The organism is Streptomyces mashuensis (genome assembly GCF_014654785.1).
GTDB classification, from domain to species: domain Bacteria; phylum Actinomycetota; class Actinomycetes; order Streptomycetales; family Streptomycetaceae; genus Streptomyces; species Streptomyces mashuensis.
In genome coordinates this window covers 926,214-946,391 of the sequence record NZ_BNBD01000001.1, presented here as the reverse complement: position 1 = coordinate 946,391, position 20,178 = coordinate 926,214, and the positions used below count along the sequence as shown (strand labels likewise).

The 20,178-nt window shown below is 73.6% G+C and carries 18 protein-coding genes; 8 read left to right on the top strand and 10 right to left on the bottom strand.

The features are described from left to right. Positions 1-2 precede the first annotated feature (2 nt). Positions 3-491: a winged helix DNA-binding protein gene (locus tag IE305_RS03925; protein WP_190127920.1), complete on the top strand. Its 489-nt coding sequence runs from the start codon at positions 3-5 to the stop codon at positions 489-491. A gap of 27 nt (positions 492-518) precedes the next feature. Here IE305_RS03925 and IE305_RS03920 read toward each other — a convergent pair whose 3' ends face one another. Then, on the bottom strand, positions 519-1,856 hold the full coding sequence (locus IE305_RS03920; protein WP_190127919.1) for an NsdA family TPR-like regulatory protein: 1,338 nt from the start codon (positions 1,854-1,856) through the stop codon (positions 519-521). A 143-nt stretch (positions 1,857-1,999) separates the two neighbouring features. On the opposite strand from IE305_RS03920, the gene IE305_RS03915 reads away from it, so the two are divergent. Together IE305_RS03915 and IE305_RS03910 are read left to right on the top strand one after the other, a co-directional pair. Further along, positions 2,000-2,170 (top strand): hypothetical protein, encoded by a 171-nt coding sequence (locus IE305_RS03915; protein ID WP_190127918.1) that lies wholly within the window; start codon positions 2,000-2,002, stop codon positions 2,168-2,170. A 29-nt stretch (positions 2,171-2,199) separates the two neighbouring features. Next, positions 2,200-3,003 (top strand): maleylpyruvate isomerase family mycothiol-dependent enzyme, encoded by an 804-nt coding sequence (locus IE305_RS03910; protein WP_190127917.1) that lies wholly within the window; start codon positions 2,200-2,202, stop codon positions 3,001-3,003. Between the two features lie 20 nt (positions 3,004-3,023). Here IE305_RS03910 and IE305_RS03905 read toward each other — a convergent pair whose 3' ends face one another. After that, positions 3,024-3,236, bottom strand: coding sequence for a dodecin (locus IE305_RS03905; protein WP_190127916.1), 213 nt, complete (start codon positions 3,234-3,236; stop codon positions 3,024-3,026). Between the two features lie 180 nt (positions 3,237-3,416). Between IE305_RS03905 and IE305_RS03900 the strand changes: the two genes are divergently transcribed. Together IE305_RS03900 and IE305_RS03895 are read left to right on the top strand one after the other, a co-directional pair. Next, positions 3,417-5,774, top strand: coding sequence for a GH92 family glycosyl hydrolase (locus IE305_RS03900; protein WP_190127915.1), 2,358 nt, complete (start codon positions 3,417-3,419; stop codon positions 5,772-5,774). A gap of 103 nt (positions 5,775-5,877) precedes the next feature. Next, positions 5,878-7,320 carry an amino acid permease gene (locus IE305_RS03895; RefSeq protein WP_190127914.1) on the top strand — a complete coding sequence of 481 codons (1,443 nt, stop codon included), beginning with the start codon at positions 5,878-5,880 and terminating at the stop codon, positions 7,318-7,320. A gap of 12 nt (positions 7,321-7,332) precedes the next feature. On the opposite strand, the gene IE305_RS03890 is transcribed toward IE305_RS03895, so the two are convergent. From IE305_RS03890 to IE305_RS03880, 3 genes are all read right to left on the bottom strand, one after another. Beyond that, positions 7,333-8,196 carry an Fpg/Nei family DNA glycosylase gene (locus IE305_RS03890; protein WP_190127913.1) on the bottom strand — a complete coding sequence of 288 codons (864 nt, stop codon included), beginning with the start codon at positions 8,194-8,196 and terminating at the stop codon, positions 7,333-7,335. 50 nt (positions 8,197-8,246) lie between these two features. Then, positions 8,247-9,452 (bottom strand): FAD-dependent monooxygenase, encoded by a 1,206-nt coding sequence (locus tag IE305_RS03885; RefSeq protein WP_190127912.1) that lies wholly within the window; start codon positions 9,450-9,452, stop codon positions 8,247-8,249. A 236-nt stretch (positions 9,453-9,688) separates the two neighbouring features. After that, complete coding sequence (locus IE305_RS03880) at positions 9,689-12,133, bottom strand: excinuclease ABC subunit UvrA (RefSeq protein WP_190127911.1); 2,445 nt, start codon at positions 12,131-12,133, stop codon at positions 9,689-9,691. A 196-nt stretch (positions 12,134-12,329) separates the two neighbouring features. Here IE305_RS03880 and IE305_RS03875 point away from each other — a divergent pair, with 196 nt between their 5' ends. Next, positions 12,330-13,889 (top strand): APC family permease, encoded by a 1,560-nt coding sequence (locus tag IE305_RS03875; RefSeq protein ID WP_190128207.1) that lies wholly within the window; start codon positions 12,330-12,332, stop codon positions 13,887-13,889. Between the two features lie 105 nt (positions 13,890-13,994). Further along, positions 13,995-14,585 (top strand): YIP1 family protein, encoded by a 591-nt coding sequence (locus tag IE305_RS03870; RefSeq protein ID WP_190127910.1) that lies wholly within the window; start codon positions 13,995-13,997, stop codon positions 14,583-14,585. A 142-nt stretch (positions 14,586-14,727) separates the two neighbouring features. On the opposite strand, the gene IE305_RS03865 is transcribed toward IE305_RS03870, so the two are convergent. From IE305_RS03865 to IE305_RS03845, 5 genes are all read right to left on the bottom strand, one after another. Then, on the bottom strand, positions 14,728-15,966 hold the full coding sequence (locus IE305_RS03865) for a cytochrome P450 family protein (RefSeq protein ID WP_190127909.1): 1,239 nt from the start codon (positions 15,964-15,966) through the stop codon (positions 14,728-14,730). A gap of 157 nt (positions 15,967-16,123) precedes the next feature. Beyond that, positions 16,124-17,353 (bottom strand): MAB_1171c family putative transporter, encoded by a 1,230-nt coding sequence (locus IE305_RS03860; RefSeq protein WP_190127908.1) that lies wholly within the window; start codon positions 17,351-17,353, stop codon positions 16,124-16,126. After that, positions 17,343-17,984 carry a hypothetical protein gene (locus IE305_RS03855; RefSeq protein WP_190127907.1) on the bottom strand — a complete coding sequence of 214 codons (642 nt, stop codon included), beginning with the start codon at positions 17,982-17,984 and terminating at the stop codon, positions 17,343-17,345. Before IE305_RS03855 ends, IE305_RS03860 begins: the two co-directional genes overlap by 11 nt. Next, positions 17,981-18,430 (bottom strand): helix-turn-helix domain-containing protein, encoded by a 450-nt coding sequence (locus IE305_RS03850; RefSeq protein ID WP_373311506.1) that lies wholly within the window; start codon positions 18,428-18,430, stop codon positions 17,981-17,983. The genes IE305_RS03855 and IE305_RS03850 overlap by 4 nt, the downstream gene beginning before the upstream one ends. Positions 18,431-18,643: 213 nt before the next feature. Further along, positions 18,644-19,033, bottom strand: a complete 390-nt coding sequence (locus IE305_RS03845; protein WP_190127905.1) for a hypothetical protein — start codon at positions 19,031-19,033, stop codon at positions 18,644-18,646. A 151-nt stretch (positions 19,034-19,184) separates the two neighbouring features. Here IE305_RS03845 and IE305_RS03840 point away from each other — a divergent pair, with 151 nt between their 5' ends. Further along, positions 19,185-20,129, top strand: a complete 945-nt coding sequence (locus tag IE305_RS03840; protein WP_190127904.1) for a trypsin-like serine protease — start codon at positions 19,185-19,187, stop codon at positions 20,127-20,129. Positions 20,130-20,178 lie beyond the last annotated feature (49 nt).

Genomic DNA, 20,178 nt, shown 5'->3' with positions numbered 1-20,178 from the left:
CCATGGAGCAGCCGACCGGCACCATGACGGACCAGGCACCGGCAGACCCGGCGATGACCGACGACAAGTTGGCCACGCAGCCCATCGGCTACTGGAGCGGCCTCGTCCACACGGCCGTCACCCGGCACCTGCGTGACGCCATGGCCAAAATCGACGTCACACAGCCGCAGTACTGGGTGCTCAACCGCGTGAACGGCGGAACGACACCGCCCACCCGGGAGGAAGTGGTCACCCAGCTGACCCCGCTGGCCGACGGCGAACACGAGATCGCCCGGGTGGTCGATCAGCTCCTGCACCGCGGCTGGCTCCGGCTCGACGCCGAGCAGCACCTGCACCTCACCGATCCCGGCGAGACCGCCCGAGTCCGGGTGCGCGAGCTGGCGACCGAGCTCCGGTCCGTGGTGCACCAGGGCATCAGCGACGAGGAGTACGTGGCCGCGCTCAAGGTGCTCCGCACGATGGTGGCCAATGTCACGGACCACACGGCCTGACCGGGCCCAGGCCCGTATGAGCAGCGTTCAGGCCGGAACGGCCGCGGGCACGACATACCGGGCGCGCTCGTAGAGCGCGCGTGCGGTGCGGTTGTTCCGGTGCGGGCGGATCATTCCGAGCATGGTGCGGAACCGCTGATCGACCTTGTTGCTCTGCACCAGCGGGTATTCGTCGAGCGCCTCGTTCCAGGTGGCGCAGGCTGCTTCGAGATGGCCGAGTTCCATCTGGAACTCGGCCAGCGTGGCGCGCTCCTTGACGCGGGACCGGCGGTAGACTGCGTGGCACAGCTTGTCCGACTCCCGCATCGCGTCCACCGCCGTCGGCAGATCTCCCAGCTCGTGACAGACGTGGCTGATGTGGTAGTGCAGCGACGAGGGGTCGTAGGAGCCGAACGCCTTCTCGCGCGACTCCGCCTTCTCCATTGCCGTTTCGGCCTCCTTGAGGAACAGCAACGCGTTGCTGCGCTCGCCGACCTGCGCCGACGCGTGCGCCTGCTGGCCGGCCAGGAACGCGCGCATACGGGGCCCCGCCTGCGGCGCCGCCGCTGCGGCGGCATCGGCCAGCCGCATGGCCTGCGGGCCATGGCCCAGGTCCACGGCCTGGACGCTCATTCCCCGCAGCGTCGTGCAGTAGGTCAGGTGGTCCTCGGACGCACCCGCGAGTTCGAGCGCCTTCACGTAGTACTGCTGCGCCAGCCCGTGCAACCCCTCGTCGACGGCCATCCACCCCGTCAGGTAACACAGATCCGACGCCGCCGACATCATCGCCTTCCGCACCGCGTCCGGCGCGTCCGCGCGCAAGTACGGGGCCACCGTGTTGACCAGGAACGCCGCGGCCATCGGCCGCGCATGGCGGCCGCCGAACTGGTCGTCCAGTTCGGAGACGCGTTCGGTCATGGCGATGACCATGTCGACTTCCGCCATGCCGATCCGCTGCGTCTTCCCCGTCTGCACTGCTTCCATCCGCCCGACCACGTCCGGCCACCCCGGCACCGTCAGCGCCACCGAGAAGAGGCTGTACCCGAGCACGCTGCGGCGCGACGGGTCCATGTCCTGGCGCCCCAGGTCGACGAGCCCCTCCACCGTGCCGGGCGTCGCCTGCTCCCCGCGCGGCTGCGGGAATCCCGCCTCCGCGTGCGTCACGGGGCGGCCCAGCCGCCGCGACAGCGCCTCCAGGATCAGCGGGCGGACATCCTCGCGCGGCATGTAGCCGTGCAGCCACTGGTGCACGGACGGCTCGCGGTACCGCAGCGGTGTGCCGCGTTCCGTGCCGATGCGGTTGACCTCCCGCGCGAACTGCCGCAGCGTCCACTTCGCCTCGCGGTACAGCCGCTCCAGGCCCTCGTTCGGCGTGTGTTTCGACACCGGCCTCAACTCCTCGCGACCGAGCAGCGTTTAAAGCATTGAAAAGCCGCCCCCGTCGGTCACAGTACCGCCACGGCCGGACAGCCGGTTGCCTGTTGCACAGGAAAGATCACCCACTGCGACGGAACGAGAGGGCTGCCGCCATGACCCAGCAGCATCAGGAGAACACCGCACCCGCGCCGGAACTCCCCCGCCGCTGCCTCGTATGCGCCAAGATCAAGTACGACCGTCGCACCGCCGAGCGCCGTGGTGATCTGCCCGCCATGCGTGCCGCCGCCACCCGCATGGGCATTCACCTGCGCGAGGCGCACTGATGCACGGCACACCCGGATACGGTGGCCGCATGACCACGCTGACCTTCGAGCGCCACCGTGCGGAAATCCTGTTGCAGACCACCCTGTTGAGGGACCACGTCCGGGGCGCGGACCTGCGGGCGCCCGTGCCCTCGTGTCCCGGCTGGAATCTCGGGCAGTTGCTGCGCCACGTCGGCGGCGCGCACGGGTGGGCCGAGACGGTTGTCCGTACGCGGGCCGTGGGGCCCGTGTCCGACGAACAGGTGAACGACGTCGCGCGGTTCGTGGACGAGGATCCCGACGTGCTGGACGCCTGGCTGGCCGTGGGCGCGGCGCGGCTGGCCGAGGCGTTGCGCGGGGCCGGGCCCCGGACGCGGGTGTGGACGCCCGCGGACGGGCTGGAGTCGACGGACTTCTGGGCGCGGCGGATGGCGCACGAGACGCTCGTGCACCGGTTCGACGCGGCGCTGGCGGCGGGCGTGCCGTACGCCGCGGAGGCCGAGGTGGTGGCCGATGCGCTCGACGAGTGGATGGAGTACGCGGCGTTCCCCGAGGCGTACGGGGCCGGGCCCGGCCGGCCCGCGCTGCTGGGTCCCGGGCGCACCCTGTGCTTCTGGGCGACGGACGCGGACGCGTCCTGGCTGGTGGATCTCACCGGCGACCGGCCCGGGTGGCGCCACGGGCACGGCAGGGCGGCCGTCACCGTCCGCGGGCCGCTGACGGACCTGCTGCTGTTCGTCTACGGCCGCGCCGCGCCGGACGGCGGCGGCGTGGACGTCACCGGGGACGAGGAGCTGGTGCACGTCTGGCGGGAGCGCGCCGGGTTCTGGCTGGAGGCGGACGACAGCGACTGATCAGCCTGTCATCGGGTTCATCAGGTGTCCTCCAGGCGGAAGCCGACCTTCAGCCCGACCTGGTAGTGGGCGACCCCGCCCTCAGCCAGCTGCCCCCTGATCTGTGTCACCTCGAACCAGTCGAGGTTGCGGAGCGTCTGCGCGGCACGCGCGATGCCGTTGCGGATCGCCTCGTCCACGCTCTGCGGCGAGGACCCGACGATCTCGGTCACCCGGTAGGTGTGGTTGGACATGCTCCCACCGTGCCGCACCGGGCCCGGGGCCGCGAGGCGGACACGCCCGGCCGGGTCCCCGCCGCGCCGCGGCCGCACCACGCCCACCGTTCGCAGCGTCCTTGACTCCCCCGACGGGCCGCGCCAGCCTCTGCGCGGACACGGACTCCCACGTCACCCACCCCCGAGGGGCAGGCCCGTATGAGACGGACCGTTCACCCGCTGCCACACCTGTTGCGCCGCACCGCCACCGTCGCTCTCGCGCTCACCGCGGTGCTGGGCACCACCGCGCTCGGTCCGCAGCGGCCGGCGGCTGCGGCCGAGGACCCCACCACCCTGGTCAATCCTTTCATCGGCACGCGGAACGAGGGCAACACCTTCCCCGGCGCGGCCGTGCCGTTCGGCATGGTGCAGCTGTCGCCCGACACGGGGCACGGCACGGGCTACGACTACGACGAGACGCACATCCGGGGCTTCTCCACCGTGCACCTGTCCGGCGTGGGCTGCCGGCTGGGCGGCGACCTGCCCGTGCTGCCCACCACCGGGGACGTCACCGAGACCGACAACGCGCGCTACGCCGCCGCCTTCCGGCACGAGGACGAGACGGCCCGTCCCGGCTACTACCGGGTGCGGCTGGGATCGTACGGCGGGATCACGGCCGAGCTCAGCGCCACCGCGCACACGGGGCGGCAGCGGTACACCTTCCCCGCCACGGACCGGGCCAACGTGATGTTCAACGCGGGGCAGTCGCTGCACCGCACCGTGTCCACCAGCATCGAGGTGCTGGACGACCGGACGGTGCGCGCCACCATCACCGGACGCGGCTTCTGCCGCGACACCCGCCCGTACACGGTGCACACCCTCACGCGCTTCGACCGGCCCTTCGCCTCCTGGGGCACGTGGAGCGGCGACCGTACGACGAGCGGCTCGCGCGCCTCCCGGTCGGCCGGCGGGCGCAACGGCGCGTGGGTGCGGTTCGACACGGCGCGGGACCGGACGGTGGAGGCGACCACCGCGATCAGCTACGTCGACGCCGCGGGTGCCGAGCGCAACCTGAAGGCGGAGGCGGCCGGCTTCGACGCCACGGCCGCCGCGGCGCACAGCGCCTGGCAGCGGCGCCTGGGGGACGTACGGGTCACCGGCGGCGCGCCGGAGCTGCGGCGTACCTTCTACTCGTCCCTCTACCGCGCCTTCCTGTCCCCCAACACCGGCAGTGACGTGGACGGCCGCTACACCGGATGGGACGGGCGGGTCCACCGCGCGAAGGGCTTCACGTACTACCAGAACTGGTCGCTGTGGGACACCTACCGCACCCAGGCGCAGCTGCTGGCCCTGCTGGCGCCGCGCGAGGCGCGGGACATGGCGCTGTCGGTGCTGCGGATCGACGCGGAGGGCGGCTGGCTGCCCAAGTGGGGGTACGCGACGGTCGAGACGAACATCATGACCGGCGACCCGGTGACGCCGTACCTCACCAACGCCTTCCACCACGGTCTGCTGGCCGGCCACGAGGAGGAGGCGTACCGGGCGCTGCGGAAGAACGCCGACGGGGTGCCGCCGGGCGGGTCACCGTACGCGGGGCGGGAGGGCAACGCCCGGTACGTGAAGAACGGCTTCGTGCCGTACGAACCGGGCCGTCCGCCGGCCAAGCCGGGCGACTCGGACCTGCAGCAGGGCGCGTCGGCGACGCTGGAGTACGCGCTCGCGGACGGGATGCTGGCGAAGATGGCACGGGCCCTGGGCCACCGGGCGGACGCAGCTCGGTACGCGGCCCGGTCGCGGAACTACCGACGGTTGTTCGACCCGGCGACCGGCTTCTTCCGGCCGCGTGACGCCGCCGGCGCCTTCACCGGCGACGCCGCCCCGGCGCGCAGCCCCGGCTTCCACGAGGGCACGGCCTGGCAGTACCAGTGGCTGGTGCCGCAGGACATGCCGGGGCTGGTGCGGCTGCTGGGCGGCCCGGCGGCCACCGAGAAGCGGCTGGACTCCTTCTTCGCCCTCGACCGGCTGCTGGCCGACCCGGCGCGGACCGCGCGCGAGGTGTGGGTGAACGGCCCGTACGACTACTACAACGCGGACAAGTACAACCCGCAGAACGAGCCCGACCTCATCGCCCCCTACGCGTATCTGTCGGCGGGCCGGCCGTGGAAGACCACCGACGTGGTGCACGCGGCGCTGACCCTGTTCACGGACGCGCCGTCGGGCATGACCGGCAACGACGACCTGGGCACGATGTCGGCGTGGATGGTGCTGTCGGCGATCGGCGTCTACCCGGTGCAGCCGGGCGCGGACGTGTGGGGGCTGAGCACCCCGGTGTTCGACCGGGTGGAGCTGCGCCTGGACCGGAGGTGGTACCCGCGCGGCCGGTTCACGGTGAGCGCGCCGGGCACCTCGCGCACCGACCGGTACGTGACGGCGGTGCGGCTGGACGGGCGGGCCCACGACCGGACGTACCTGACGACGGCGCAGCTGCGCCGCTCGGACCGGCTGGAGTTCACGGTCGGTGCGCGGCCGTCCGGGTGGGGGACGGGGGCCGGGGCGGCCCCGCCCGCCATCGGCTGAACCGCCCGGCGGGGCCGGGGCGGCGCCTTCCGTCGCCGCCCCGGGTCGGTCATCATGGCCGACGACGTCCCGCTCGACGTCCCCCTCGACGAGAGGACGAGACATGGCCGGACTCGGCGTCGGCCGCGGCGTGCTGCGCCGCAAGCCGATCGAGACGATCGAGGAGGCGGAGGAGACCGAGGCGCACGGTGAGCACCTGACCCGGACGCTGGGGCTGTGGCAGCTCACGGCGATCGGGGTGGGCGGCATCATCGGTGCCGGCATCTTCAGCCTCGCGGGCACCATCGCCAACGGTGTGGCGGGCCCGGCGGTGCTGGTGTCGTTCCTCATCGCGGGGGTGGCGAGCGCGGCGGCGGCGTTCTCGTACGCCGAGTTCGCGGGCCTGATCCCGCGCGCCGGGTCGGCGTACACCTACGGGTACGCGGTCCTGGGCGAGCTGGGCGGCTGGTTCATCGGCTGGGACCTGCTGCTGGAGTACACCGCGATCGTGGCGGTGGTGGCCATCGGCATCTCGGGCTACATCAACTTCCTGGTCGGGGAGACGGGCGCGCACCTGCCGGCGTGGATGCTGGGGGCGCCGGGCACGGGGCCGGGCCACCGCATCGACCTGTTCGCGGCGGTGCTGTGCCTGCTCATCGCCTATCTGCTCACCATGGGCATCAAGAACGCGGCGCGCTTCGAGACGATCGTGGTGGCGCTGAAGGTGCTCGTGGTGCTGATGGTGATCGGGGTGGGCTTCTTCCACATCAAGGCCGCCAACTACTCGCCGTTCTTCCCGTTCGGGGTCAGCGGCGCGTTCACGGGCGCGGCCACGGTGTTCTTCGCCGTGTTCGGCTACGACGCCATGTCGACCGCGGCGGAGGAGTCGAAGGACGCCCAGCGCCACATGCCACGGGCGATCCTCTACTCGCTGGCCGTCTCGATGGTGCTGTACGTGCTGGCGTGCCTGGTGCTCACCGGCATGCAGCACTACTCGGAGATCGACAAGGAGAGCGGCTTCTCGACGGCGTTCAAGTCGGTGGGGCTGAGCGGGATCGCGGACATCATCGCGGTCGGGGCCATCATCGGCATCCTCACGGTCATGTTCACGTTCATGCTGGGAGTCACCCGGGTGTGGTTCGCCATGTCGCGCGACGGGCTGCTGCCGAAGTGGTTCGCGCACACCCATCCCACGCGGCACGTGCCGACGCGCGTGACGTGGATCGTGGGCGTGGCGTCCGCGGCCATCGCGGGGCTGGTGCCGATCGGTGAGGCGGCCGAGCTGACGAACATCGGCATCCTGCTGGCGTTCGCCGTGGTGTGCACGGCGGTGATCGTGCTGCGCTACCGGCGCCCCGACCTGCCGCGCAGCTTCCGCTGCCCGGGGGTGCCGGTGGTGCCGGGCATCGGCGTGGCCGCCTCCATCTGGCTGATCACCTATCTGGCGTGGCAGACGTGGGTGCGGTTCGCGGTGTGGTTCGTGATCGGCCTGGCGGTGTACTTCGCGTACTCCTACCGGCACTCGGAGCTGGCGCACGCCGACGCGCGCGGCATCCCGCAGGACTGAGCCGGCCGCGTCCTACTTGAGGAGCCGGGACAGCCGGCGGTCGGCCAGGGGCTTGCCGCCGGTCTGGCAGGTGGGGCAGTACTGGAGCGAGGAGTCGGCGAACGACACCTCGCGCACGGTGTCCCCGCACACCGGGCACGGCTGCCCGGTCCGGCCGTGCACGCGCATCCCGGACCGCTTCTCGTCCTTCAGGTCGGCGGCGGCCCGGCCGCGCGACCGCTCCACGGCCTCCAGCAGCGTGGTGCGCAGCGCCTCGTAGAGGCCGGCGGCCTCCTCGTCGGTGAGGGAGGCGGCCAGTTTGAACGGTGACATGCGGGCGGCGTGCAGGATCTCGTCGGAGTAGGCGTTGCCGATGCCGGCAATGACGCCCTGGTCGCGCAGCACGCCCTTGACCTGGCGGCGCTCGCCGCGCAGCAGCCCGGTGAACGCGGCGAGGGTGAAGCCCGGCGCGAGCGGGTCGGGGCCGAGGGAGGCGATGCCGGGGACGTCGGCGGGGTCGCGTACGCAGTGGACGGCGAGGCGTTTCTGCGTGCCGGCCTCGGTGAGGTCGAAGCCGTCGCCCTCGGCGAGCCGCAACCGCAGGGCCAGCGGGCCCTTGCCGGGGCGCGGCGGCACGGCGGGCAGACTGTCGCTCCAGCGCAGCCAGCCGGCCCGGGCCAGGTGGAACACCAGGTGCGGGCCGTCGTGGGCGGCCAGGTCGAGGAACTTCCCGTGCCGGTGCACACCGGCCACCACGTGCCCCTCGAAGGCGCTCAGCGGCGGGTCGTACGTCTTGAGCACGCTCACCGCGGCGGGGAACACCCGCTCGACCGTACGGCCGGCGAGACGCCCGGCGAGGAACCCGGCGAGGGCCTCGACCTCCGGCAGCTCCGGCATGGCTCAAGTCTGCCGCACCCGGCCCCGGCGGCAACTTCAGCGGCAGCTCGTCAGCACACCTTCTCCTCCCAGTCCACGCGGTAGCCGGTGATCCAGTCGGCGGAACCGTCGGTGTCCGGGGCGTCGCGCGCGTCGGCGGCGAGGCGCCGCTCCACCTCGGCGTCGCGGACCCGCCGCTCCCCCTCCGTACGGACGATGCGGTCGGCCATGGCCGCGCTCAGGGCGACGATCCGCTCCACCCGCTCGCGGCGCAGCCTCTCGTACGCGGCGAACGCCTGCCCGGCGTCGGGCAGGTCGCGCAGGCAGCGGGCGAGCACGACGCCGTCCTCGATGGCCATGGAGGCGCCCTGCGCGGCGTTGGGCGCGGTGGCGTGCGCGGCGTCGCCGACGAGCACGGTGCGGTCGTCGTGCCAGACGGGCACGGAGGCGATGTCGTAGCCGTTGATGCCGACGATGTCGTCACCGGTGGCGGCGGCGAGCGCGGCGGCGGGCGTGCCGTCGTCGGCGAACGCCTCGGTGACGCGGCGCCGCCAGCGGTCGGGCGTGTACCCGGCGAGGGCGGCGCGGGGCACCTCGGGGGCGGGCAGGTTGGCGAACCAGTAGGTGGTGGCGTCGGGGCCGGTGACCTGGCCGAAGAAGCCGTGCTTGCCGTACATCATGCGGTACGTGCCGGGCGGCGCGGCGTGGCCGGGGGCGCGGGTGCGGCCGCAGACGGTGACCTGCCCGGTGTGGCGCGGGCGGGGGGCGTCGGGGTCGAGCACCCTGCGGGTGCGGGAGTGGAGGCCGTCGGCGCCGATGATCAGGTCGCCCTCGGCGCGGCTGCCGTCGGCGAACACCGCGACGACCTTGCCGCCCGGACCGCGGACGACGTCGACGAGGCGCCTGCCGTACGCGAGCGGGATGCCGCGGCGGGCGGCCTCCTCGCGCAGCACCCGGTGCAGGACGGCGCGCGGCAGGGTGCGGGGGGCGGTCCCGTCCGGCCCGGCGCCGGCCAACGGCCGTACGCCGAGGGTGCGGCCGGTGTCGCCCAGGTACTCCACCGTGCCGGAGGGGAACGAGTGGTCGAGCACGGGGGCGTCGGCGCCGATGGCGGCCAGGGCCGCCAGGCCGTTGGCGAAGAGGACGAGGAAGGCACCGGCCCGGTCGGCGCCGCGCGGGTACGCCTCGTGGACGGACGCCTCGATGCCGGCCCGGCGCAGCGCCATCGCGGTCACGGGTCCGGCGATGCCGCCGCCGATGATCAGAACGTGCGTCATGGTGCTCCGTCCTGTGCGTCGGGCCAGTGGGGTGGGGCTGGGCTGGGGACTGGATTCCGGGTGTCGGGCCGGCTGTGGGGCCCTGACTGCGAGCGTAGCGGCGGACCGGCCGGCGGGGGCAGCTCCCGGCGGCGACTCCAGGGACGGTTCGGGGTCCCGCTCCGGGACGGCTCAGGGGCGGCTCCCGGAGGCGCCCGGAAGCCGCCGGGAGCCCCCATGGGCGTCCCCGCGGCGCCCTACCGCGCCAGGGCGCGCGCAAGGTACGGCGCCGTGGCGCTCCCGGGGGCGACCGCCACCTCGGCCGGGGTGCCGCAAGCGACCACGCGCCCTCCGGCATCGCCCCCACCCGGGCCGAGGTCCAGGACGTGGTCGGCGCCGGCCACCACGTCCATGTCGTGCTCCACGACCACGACGGTGTGGCCCGCGTCCACAAGACCGTGCAGCTGACGCATCAGCACCTCCGTGTCGGCCAGGTGCAGGCCGGTGGTGGGCTCGTCGAGGACGTAGAGGGTGTGGCCGCGGCGGCCGCGCTGGAGCTCGGCGGCGAGCTTGATGCGCTGCGCCTCGCCGCCGGACAGCTCGGTGGCGGGCTGGCCGAGCCGCAGATAGCCCAGGCCCACGTCGCGCAGGGCCCCCAGCGGGCGGCGGGCACCGGGCACGCCGGCGAGGGCGTCCGCGGCGGCGTCCACGGTCAGGTCCAGCACCTCGGCGATCGTCCGGCCCTCGTACGTGACCTCCAGCGTCTCCGCGTTGTAGCGGGTGCCGCCGCAGTCGGCGCACGGCGCGTACGTGCCGGGCAGGAAGAGCAGTTCGACGGCGACGAAGCCCTCGCCCTGGCAGGTCTCGCAGCGCCCGCCGGGCACGTTGAAGGAGAACCGGCCGGCGCCGTAGCCGCGGGCGCGGGCCTCGTCGGTGGCGGCGAAGACCTTGCGGACCGCGTCGAACAGGCCGGTGTAGGTGGCGAGGTTGGAGCGCGGCGTGCGGCCGATGGGCTTCTGGTCGACGCGGACCAGGCGGCCCAGGGCCGCCAGGCCCTCGGCGGCCACCGCGGGCCGGCGCCCCTCCACGTGCGCGGCGACGGTCTCGGCGAGCACGTCGCCGACGAGCGTGGACTTGCCCGAGCCGGACACGCCGGTGACGGCGGTGAGGACGCCGAGCGGCACGTCGACGTCGAGGCCGCGGAGGTTGTGCCGGGTGATGCCGCGCAGGCGCACCGTTCCGGTGGGGGTACGCGGGGCGCGGGGCTCCGGGCGGGGGCCGCCGTCCGGGAAGAGATAGCGGCGCGTGGCGGACTCCGTGACGCCGGCCAGCCCCTCGACCGGGCCGCTGTACAGGACGCGGCCGCCGTGCTCGCCCGCCCGGGGGCCGACGTCGACGATCCAGTCGGCGTGCCGCACGAGCTCCATGTGGTGCTCGACGACGAAGAGGGAGTTGCCGGCCGCCTTGAGCCGGTCCAGGACGGTGAGCAGCGCGGCGCTGTCGGCCGGGTGCAGCCCCGCCGACGGCTCGTCGAGGACGTAGACGACGCCGAACAGGCCGGAGCGCAGCTGGGTGGCCAGCCGGAGCCGCTGGAGCTCGCCGGCGGAGAGGGTGGGGGTGGGCCGGTCGGTGCTGAGGTAGCCCAGGCCGAGCTCGGTGAGGACCTCGATGCGGGCCAGCAGGTCGTGGGCGAGGGCCGCGGCGGGCCCGTCGGTCCCCTCGGCGGGGCGCACGACGCCGGCGAGCGCGGCCAGGGGCAGTGCGGCGAGCTCGGCGATGTCCTTGCCGGCGTACGTGACGGCCAGGGCCTCGGGGCGCAGCCGCTTGCCGCCGCAGGCGCGGCACGGCCGGCTGACGAGGTGCCGCTCGGCGCGGGCGCGCAGGGCCGCGCTCTTCGACTCGGCGAAGGTGTGCAGCACGTACCGGCGGGCGCTCATGTAGGTGCCCTGGTAGGGGCGTTGGATGCGGCCGGCCTCGCGCACGGGGTGGACGGTGACGACGGGCTGCTCGTCGGTGAAGAGGATCCACTCGCGGTCGGCCTGCGGCAGGTCGCGCCAGGGCCGGTCGACGTCGTGGCCGAGGGTGTCGAGGATGTCGCGGAGGTTCTTGCCCTGCCAGGCGCCCGGCCAGGCGGCGATCGCGCCCTCCCGGATGCTGAGGGACGGGTCGGGGACGAGGGAGTCCTCGGTGACCTCGTGGACGCGGCCCAGGCCGTGGCACTCGGGGCACGCGCCGGTGGCGGTGTTGGGCGAGAAGGCGTCGGAGTCGAGGCGGGGCGCGCCCGGCGGGTAGGTGCCGGCGCGGGAGAAGAGCATGCGCAGCGCGTTGGAGAGGGTGGTGACCGTGCCGACGGAGGACCGCGAGGTGGGTGCGGAGCGGCGCTGTTCCAGGGCGACGGCCGGCGGCAGCCCGGTGACCTCCGCGACGGCGGGTGCGCCGGCCTGGTGGATGAGGCGGCGCGCGTAAGGGGCGACGGACTCCAGGTAGCGGCGCTGGGCCTCGGCGTAGAGGGTGCCGAAGGCCAGGGAGGACTTGCCGGAGCCGGAGACGCCGGTGAAGACGACGAGGGCGTCGCGGGGGACGTCGACGTCGACGGCCTTGAGGTTGTGCTCGCGGGCGCCGCGGACCCGTACGTACGGGTCGTGCGCGGGGCCGGCGGGATGCGCCGGGTGGGCGGGGTGGGCGGGTGCCGGGTGGTGCATGGGTGCTCTTCTCCGCCGGTCTCACCGCGGGCCGGTGTCCCGGGTTGTCACGAGAGGTGCCGTACGCGCCGAGTCTAGGTCAAGCGGAACGCACGTCTTCCGTGTCCGGGAGCGGGGTGAGGGGCGACAATGCGACGAACCCCGACCAGAGGGACCGTCAGAAGGGCTGACCGCCATGGCAGAGCGCACAGCGGGCATGCGGCACGGACCGCGGGAGCCGGATGGGCCGGAGGGGCCGGAGCGGCGCGTGACGTTCGTGCGCCGCATCGGGCTGTTCCAGGCGACGGCCATCAACATGAGCCAGATGTGCGGCATCGGGCCCTTCATCACCATCCCCCTCATGGTGGCGGCGTTCGGTGGGCCGCAGGCCGTGACCGGATTCGTGGCGGGCGCGGTGCTGGCGCTGGCGGACGGGCTGGTCTGGGCGGAGCTGGGCGCCTCGCTGCCGGGCGCGGGCGGCAGTTACGTCTATCTGCGGCAGGCGTTCCAGTACCGCACCGGGCGGCTGATGCCGTTCCTGTTCGTCTGGACGGCGATGCTGTTCATCCCGCTGGCCATGGCCAGCGGCGTCGTCGGCTTCGTGGACTACCTGCGCTACCTGTGGCCGTCGATGACCCCGGGGCAGGGTGACGTCACGGGGCTGGTGCTGCTGGCGGCGGTGGTGCTGCTGCTGTGGCGGCGGGTGGAGAACATCGCGCGGATCGCCGCCGTCCTGTGGGGCGTGATGATCCTCTCCGTGGTGCTCGTCATCGTGGCCGCCTTCACCCACTTCGACCCGGGGCTCGCCTTCGACTACCCCGACGGCGCGTTCGCGCTGACCACGCAGACGTTCTGGACGGGGTTCGCGGCGGGCCTGACCATCGGCGTCTACGACTACGGCGGCTACAACACCGCCGCGTACATGGGGGCCGAGATCAAGCAGCCGGGCCGTACTCTGCCCCGCGCCATCGTCCTGTCCATCCTCGGCATCATGGTGATCTACCTGCTGCTCCAGATCGGCACGCTGGGCGTGGTGAACTGGCGGGAGATGCTGGAGCCGGAGTCGGTGGCCGCCACGTCCGTGGCCTCGGCCGTGCTGGAACGCACCTGGGGCAAGGGCGCCGCGCAGGTCGTCACGGGGCTGATCCTCGTCACCGCCTTCGCCTCGCTGCTGACGGGGCTGCTCGGCGGCTCCCGGGTGCCGTACGACGCCGCCCGCGAGAAGGTCTTCTTCCGCTCCTTCGGCACCCTGCACCCCCGGCACCGCTTCCCGGTGCTGCCGCTGGTGACGATGGGCGTCATCGGCGGCGCGGGCTTCCTGATCGGGCGTCATACGAGCTTGGCCACCATCATCCAGCTGCTGATGACGGTGATGGTGATCGTGCAGGCGCTCGCCCAGGTGGTGGCCGTGACGGTGCTGCGCCGCCGCCAGCCGGCGCTGCGCCGCCCGTACCGGATGTGGCTCTACCCGCTGCCGAGCCTGGTGGCGCTGGTGGGCTGGCTGGTCATCTACGGGTACGCGGACCGCAGCGCGCCGGGGCAGCACCCCATCGAGTGGTCGCTGGCGTGGGTGGGCGCGGGCTGTGTGGCGTTCGTGCTGTGGGCGGCGTACGAGAAGGTGTGGCCGTTCGGGCCGCGGGAGATCAGCGAGGAGTACCTGCACGGGGCCGACCCGGATGCGGACGGCCCGGATGCTCATGGCCCGGAGGACGGGCCCAGGGACGGCCGGCCGGGGGCGGGGACTGACCCCGGCACCGGGGCGCCGGCGCCCGCCTGACGGACCGTGAGGGACGGGCGGGGGAACGGCCGTCGGCGGTCCGGGCCCGGTCGGGGCCCGGACCGGAATCCTTCCGCCCGCCCGGTCGGTGATAGAACGGCACCCATGCCCGTGACCACCTCCGTTCCCCCGCCCGCCCCTGCCGCCAAGCCGCGCCGGCTGCTCTGGCACCGCCTCATATTCGGGCTGTGGTACCGGCCCGTGGAGGTGCTCGACGAGCTGCGGGACCGCAGTGCGTGGGGCGCGGCGGCGTTCCTGTCGATGCTGTGCGGGGCGCTCGGCACCCTGGGCCACGACTCCTTCTGGACCCAGTGGGGGGTCAGCCCCGTGCTGGCGCTGGAGGCACTGGGGATCGGTTCGGCGGTGATGCTGCTGGCGAGCGTGCTGCTGGGCGCCGCGACCCACGCCATCGCGCGCCGCCTGGGCGGCAACGGCCGCTTCGGGCCGACCGCGAGCGTGTTCGTGGTGCTGTTCTGGACCTCCGACCTGCCGCGGCTGCTGCTGGACACCTTCCTGCCGGCCGGCTCGGTGCCCGTGCGGGCGGCGGCCTCGGTGACGGCCGCCTTCGGCTGCGCGCTCGCCACCCTGCTCATCCGGGGCCAGCACCACCTGCCCACGCACCGGGCGGCGGCATCGGTGAGCTTCCAGATGCTCGCGGCGGTGGTCCTGCTGAAGTTCCCGCCGGGCAGCGGCTGAGCCGCCGCGCCGCAGAGCGCCTGAGAACGCTGTGACGGCGAAGGCCCGCCCGGTGCGACGGGGGATGCACACCGGGCGGGCTCAGAACAGTTCTACCGCATCAAGGATGGGTCATGCACCAAAAACCTGTTCGCTTTGCCGATTACCAGCGGACAGGGAGCGAAATCAAGCCACGTGCGCGCATGCTCGGACGCCACCTCAGCTCCGCCCGCGGAACGTCGAGTTCCAGCTTCTCGAAGCGGTTCAGCAGCACCTCGAGCGCGATCACGGCCTCCATCCGGGCCAGCGGCGCCGCCAGGCAGTGGTGGATGCCGTGGCCCATCGCCAGGTGCCCCGACCGGTCCCGGTCCAGGTCGAGGCGGTCCGGCTCGGGGAACCGGCGCGGGTCGCGGTTGGCCGCGGCCAGCGACAGCAGCACCGTCTCGCCCTTGGGCACGGTCACCCCGCCGATCTCCACGTCCTCGACCGGGAACCGCCGGATCGCCATCGGGTAGGGCCCGTCCCACCGGTTGACCTCGTCCACGGCCGCCGCGAGTCCGTCCGGATCCGTACGCACCCGGCGCAGCAGGGCGGGCCGGTCCAGCAGGGCCAGTACGGTGTTGCCGATGAGGTGGACCGTGGGTTCGTAGCCGGCGAGGACGACGAGGAAGGCCAGTGAGGTCAGCTCGTCCCGCGACAGGCCCCGGCCGTCCCCCTCCTCCCCGTCCTTCCCGTCCTCCCCCTCGTCGTCCCGTACCCGTACCAGGTCGGAGAGCAGGTCGTCGGCGGGCTCGGCCCGCTTGCGCTCCACCAGGCCGGTGAAGAACCGTGTCATCGCGACCACGGCCTCCTTCATCAGGTGGGGCCGCTCCGGGTCGGGCGTGAGCAGCGCGTCGACCCACGACCGGAAGTCGGGCCGGTCCTCCTCGGGGACGCCCAGCAGTTCGCAGATGACGATCAGCGGCAGCCGGCCCGCGTACGTGGTGAGCAGGTCGGTGCGGCCCCCGGGCTCGACGGCGTCGAGCAGCCCGTCGGCGATCGCGCGCACCGGGCCGCGCAGCTTCTCCACGCGGCCGGGCGTGAACGCCCGGACCACCAGGCGGCGCACCCGGGTGTGGTCGGGCGGGTCCATGTTGAGCAGGTTGGCGTCCAGCGCCGGGGGCAGCGAGAAGCCGCTGTAGTGGCCCGGCAGGGCGTTGCGCTTGTCGAGCGAGAACCGGGGGTCGGCCAGGGCGCTGCGGACGTCGCCGTGGCGGGTGACGAGCCAGGCGGGCCTGCCGTCGGGGCCGGTGATGCGGTGCACCGGGGACTCCTCGCGGAGCGCGGCGAGGGTGCCGTGCGGGTCGGTGACGAGGGACTCGGCGACGGACTCGGCGCGGGACGCGGCATCGATGGGCTGCATGGTTCCGCACTCTAGACGGGGGTTCCGGTCGGCCGGCGGTCGCACTGGCGGCGCCGGGTGGACCGGAACCGTGGTGGTTCCGGCGCACCCGGCGCCGGCCGGTGTCGCAGGCGGCCGTGACCCCCGTCCAGGGCCGCCTCGTCCGGGCCGCGCGCCGTCAGGGACGGCGTGCCGCGGTCAGTTGGCGCAGTTCGGTGAGCACCGCGTCGACCAGTGGGTCGTGGTAGACGTCGGCGACGCGTGCCAGGTGTTCGTGTTCCTCGGCCGGGTCGGAGCTGAAGGTGACGACGACGCTGTCGGCGTGCGGTGCCGCCAGGTGTCCGGTGACCTGGTTGGCCAGGCCCCGGCGGAGGGCGGCGGCCTCCACGACGGCGGCCGTGCGGCGCTCGTCGAGGGCGGCGGCGCGGGCCTTCTCGCGGGCGATGTCCAGCGCGGCCGGTTCCACGTGGCGGCGGACGCCGCGCTGGATGTCGCGGATCTCCGCCATCTGCCGGTTGGCCCGCCACTCGACGTCGGCCAGCGGCCAGCGGACGGCCCAGCCGGCGCGCCAGCGGGACTCCTCGATGGTGACTTCCGGGGCGTGTGCCGTGACCTCGCGCCACAGCGGGTCGAGGCGGCGCAGCCGGCGCCAGGCCGCGGCGCGGGGGCCGACGGCGGGCAGGGTGAAGCCGAGCAGGACGAGCAGCGCGGCCACCGAGGCGCTCATCGGCGCGACCCCGTTGGACAGCCAGTAGACGTCGGTGCCGGCCCACGTGAGGACGAAGCCGGCGAGCTTGCAGGCGCAGTACAGCAGGCCCAGCCAGCAGCCCGCGGCCAGGGTGCGGAGCCCGGTGGCGAGCCAGGTGCGGCCCAGCTGGCGGGCGTAGCGCGGGCAGAGCACGCCGAGCCCGGCGAGGCTGCTGCCGAAAATGGCCAGATACAGCACCAGGAAAGCAACCACTCCGGGCGCGTCCGCGTACGCGGTGCTGAAGTCGCGGGGGTGCTCGACCTCGTCCGGACGGCCGACCGCGAAGCAGACGACGGCCGTGGTCCAGGCGAGGGCGACGGCGCCGATGGCGAGGCGGGCGCGGCGGGCGGCGCGGGCGTCGGACGCCGCGTCGTCGCCGCGGTGCGTCCAGCGGAGCAGCAGCACGGTGGCGCCGGCGGCGAAGAGCACGACGGCCGAGTAGAGGACCACCATGGCCAGGTTGGCGACGCCGGTCAGGCGGTCGAAGGCGCGGTAGACACTCGGCGCGGAGAAGAGGAAGACGACGGGCACGCCACAGGCCATCAGGGCGGTCAGGCCGAGGTCGACGTTGCCGCGGTCACGGAACCAGGCGCGGGCCTTGTAGCCGACGATGCACCAGGTGACGGCGGAGAAGGTGAGGTAGAGGACGTCAAAGAACATCCGTTCCGCCTCCCTCCCGGATCTGCTGCCGCACGTGCTGGAGGGCGGGGCCGAGGGACGCGGCGAGTTCGGCGGCGCGGCCCTCCAGCGGCTCGTCCTCGCCGGGCGGCGACGGTACGACCTTCTCCATGAGGAGGGTGCCGAGGATCTCCGTCTCGCGCTCGGTGAGGTTGTCGTAGCAGTGGTGGCGGGCGAGGCCCATGGTGAGGCCCAGGCGGCGCATGGCGGTGGCCACGTCGACCGACGGCGTCCACACCTTCAGCGCGTCCTCGGTGACGGCGGGGTCCTGGTCGTGGCCGAGCAGCAGGTGGCCGATCTCGTGCAGCACGATGTGCACCTGGTGCCAGGGCGAGGTCTTCTGCTCGTAGACCACCCAGTAGGCGTCGTCGGTGGTGGCCGTCATGCCGGAGACGACGCCGTCCAGGCTCATCGGGACGAGGTGGATGGGCCGGCCCACGCGGGCGGCGACGACACGGCACAGGCCCGGCAGGTCGGTGGCGGCGGGCAGGGCGAGCTCGTGGATGAGCTGCTTGCAGCGCCGCCGGATGCGCCCCACCCGCATGCTTGCACCGTCCTCGTCCTCGGTACGCCGCCAGTACGTGAAGAGCCGGTCGTCCGTCGCCAGGGTCACGGGCGGACCTCACCTCCCGCGTCCTGCGGGTCCGCCGGCAGGTTCATCTGCTGCCGGAACTGGCCGATGATGGTGGTCAGGCTGTCCTGCACCTCCGGCGGCAGGCCCACCGACCGCAGGGCGATGGCCCGTACCCGCTGGTCGCGCATGGCGACCAGGAACCGGACCTCCTCCTCGACCCGCGCGGCCTGGCCGGCCGACAGGTCGCCCATCAGATAGCCGACGGGCACGGCGAAGAACTTCGCCAGGGCCCGCAGCACGTCGGGGCTGGGGTTGACGCGCCTGCCGTTGCGCAGCATCGACAGGTACTGCTCGGTGAGGGTGACGTCGCCGTACTCCTCCCCTCGGCTGATCTCCTCGGCCACGTGCCCGTTGGTGTAGGGCGCGCCCGGCGGGTGCATGTTCGCGAACAGGTAGTTGAGCCGCTCCGCGAGCGGACTGCTCACGTCACGAGCCGGCCTGTCCCCCCCGACTGCCATCGCCCCGTCCCATCGCCGTTCCGCGCGGTACCTCACGGCCAGTTAAGCCGGCACGGCCGCGAGGGGCATCCTGTCACGGCACAACGACGAGCACTAGCCCGCTGCGGGTAACGGGCTCGTGAAGGACTTAACCGGGAGTTGAGGCGAGGGGCGCGGCCGCAGCCCCGGCCCCGGCGGCCGTCACGGCCCCAGGTGCACGTCCTTGAAGTCGCGACCCTGGAGCACCGTCCTCGCCCGGCCCGAGACGATGTTGGTGACGGCGCCCTCGCCCACCGACACGACCGTGCGGGCCTGCTCTGCCCAGCTGCGGAACTCGGCGGCGAAGTCCGGGTCCTGGAAGGCGCGGCCGAAGACGAGGGCAGCCAGGGCCTGGACCTGGGTGGCGTCGGCCGGGTCGGACGGCAGCGGTGCCAGGTCCGCCGGCTCCTCCTCGGGGCCACCCCGGCCGGCGGCGCGGCGGGCGAGCCGTACCAGCCCGCCCCACACCTGGCGGCCCGCTTCCGTGCCCGCGGCCCCCGCCGCGGCCGAGACCGCGGTGGTGACGGCGTCGAGCGACACCGGATCGACCATGACGGAACTCCCTCCCTCGCGTCCGCCCTGCGGACGTTCCCCCTCCTGCGCGACCAGGCTAGCGCCTGCCCCTGACAACCCGAGGGGTCGATGGCACGCTCACGGGGCACGACCTCCACACCGCTCACGCGCACCAGCCCGAGGAGGCACCATGCACAGACCCAGGACCGGCTCCGTGCCGGCCCTTCTGGCCGCCGCCCTGCTGGCCGCCACGGCCCTTCTGGGCCTGGCGGCCCCCGTCCCCGCGGCGGCGGCCGGCGGTGGGGTACGTGAGGTACGCGAGGAACGCGAGGCCCTCACCGCCGACGCGTACTGGACCCCCGCGCGCATGCTTGCCGCGCGCCCCGCCGAGGGCACCGAGCGCCCCGGGGCGCGCCCGGCCGGGCCCGTGCCGCCCAGCCACCCCTTCAACGGGCTCCCCCAGGTCGGCACGTTCTTCTGGACGGACGGCCACAACACCGGCCGCTTCTGCGGCGGTACGGTCGTCCGCAGCCCGCACGGCGACCTCGCGGTCAGCGCCGCCCACTGCCTGCGCTCCCCCGACCCGAAGAAACAGTTCTCGTTCGTGCCGCAGTACCACGACGGCCTCAAGCCGCACGGCGTCTTCCCCGTCCGCGCCATCCACATCGACCAGCGGTACTACGACCTCGGCACCGGCAAGGGCGCGCGCTGGGACTTCGCGGTGGTGCGCCTCGGGCCGCGCGCCGACGGCCGCACCGTGCAGCGGGCGGTGGGCGCCTACAAGCTGGCGATCCGCCCCGGCTACACCCACGACCGCGTCCGCCTCGTCGGTTACCCGGGCAACAGCGACACCACGTACCCCAAGCCGCTCGACTGCACCTCCTCCACCCACCGCTACACCAGCACCGACCCCGGCGCCCCGGGCGACTTCCTGGAGATCGCCTGCGCCGGCTACGTGGGCGGCACGTCGGGCGGCCCCTTCCTCGTCCGCGGACCGGGCAGCAGCGGCTGGTCGGTGATCGGCGTCATCGGCGGTTACCACACCGGGGGCGACACGCCGGACATCTCGTACAGCTCCTACTTCACCGACGACCTGCTGGCCCTGTACCGCCAGGCAGTGGAGGAAGGCGACTGACATGACGGAGGGGCGGCACCCGTCGCGGGTGCCGCCCCTCCCCCTACGG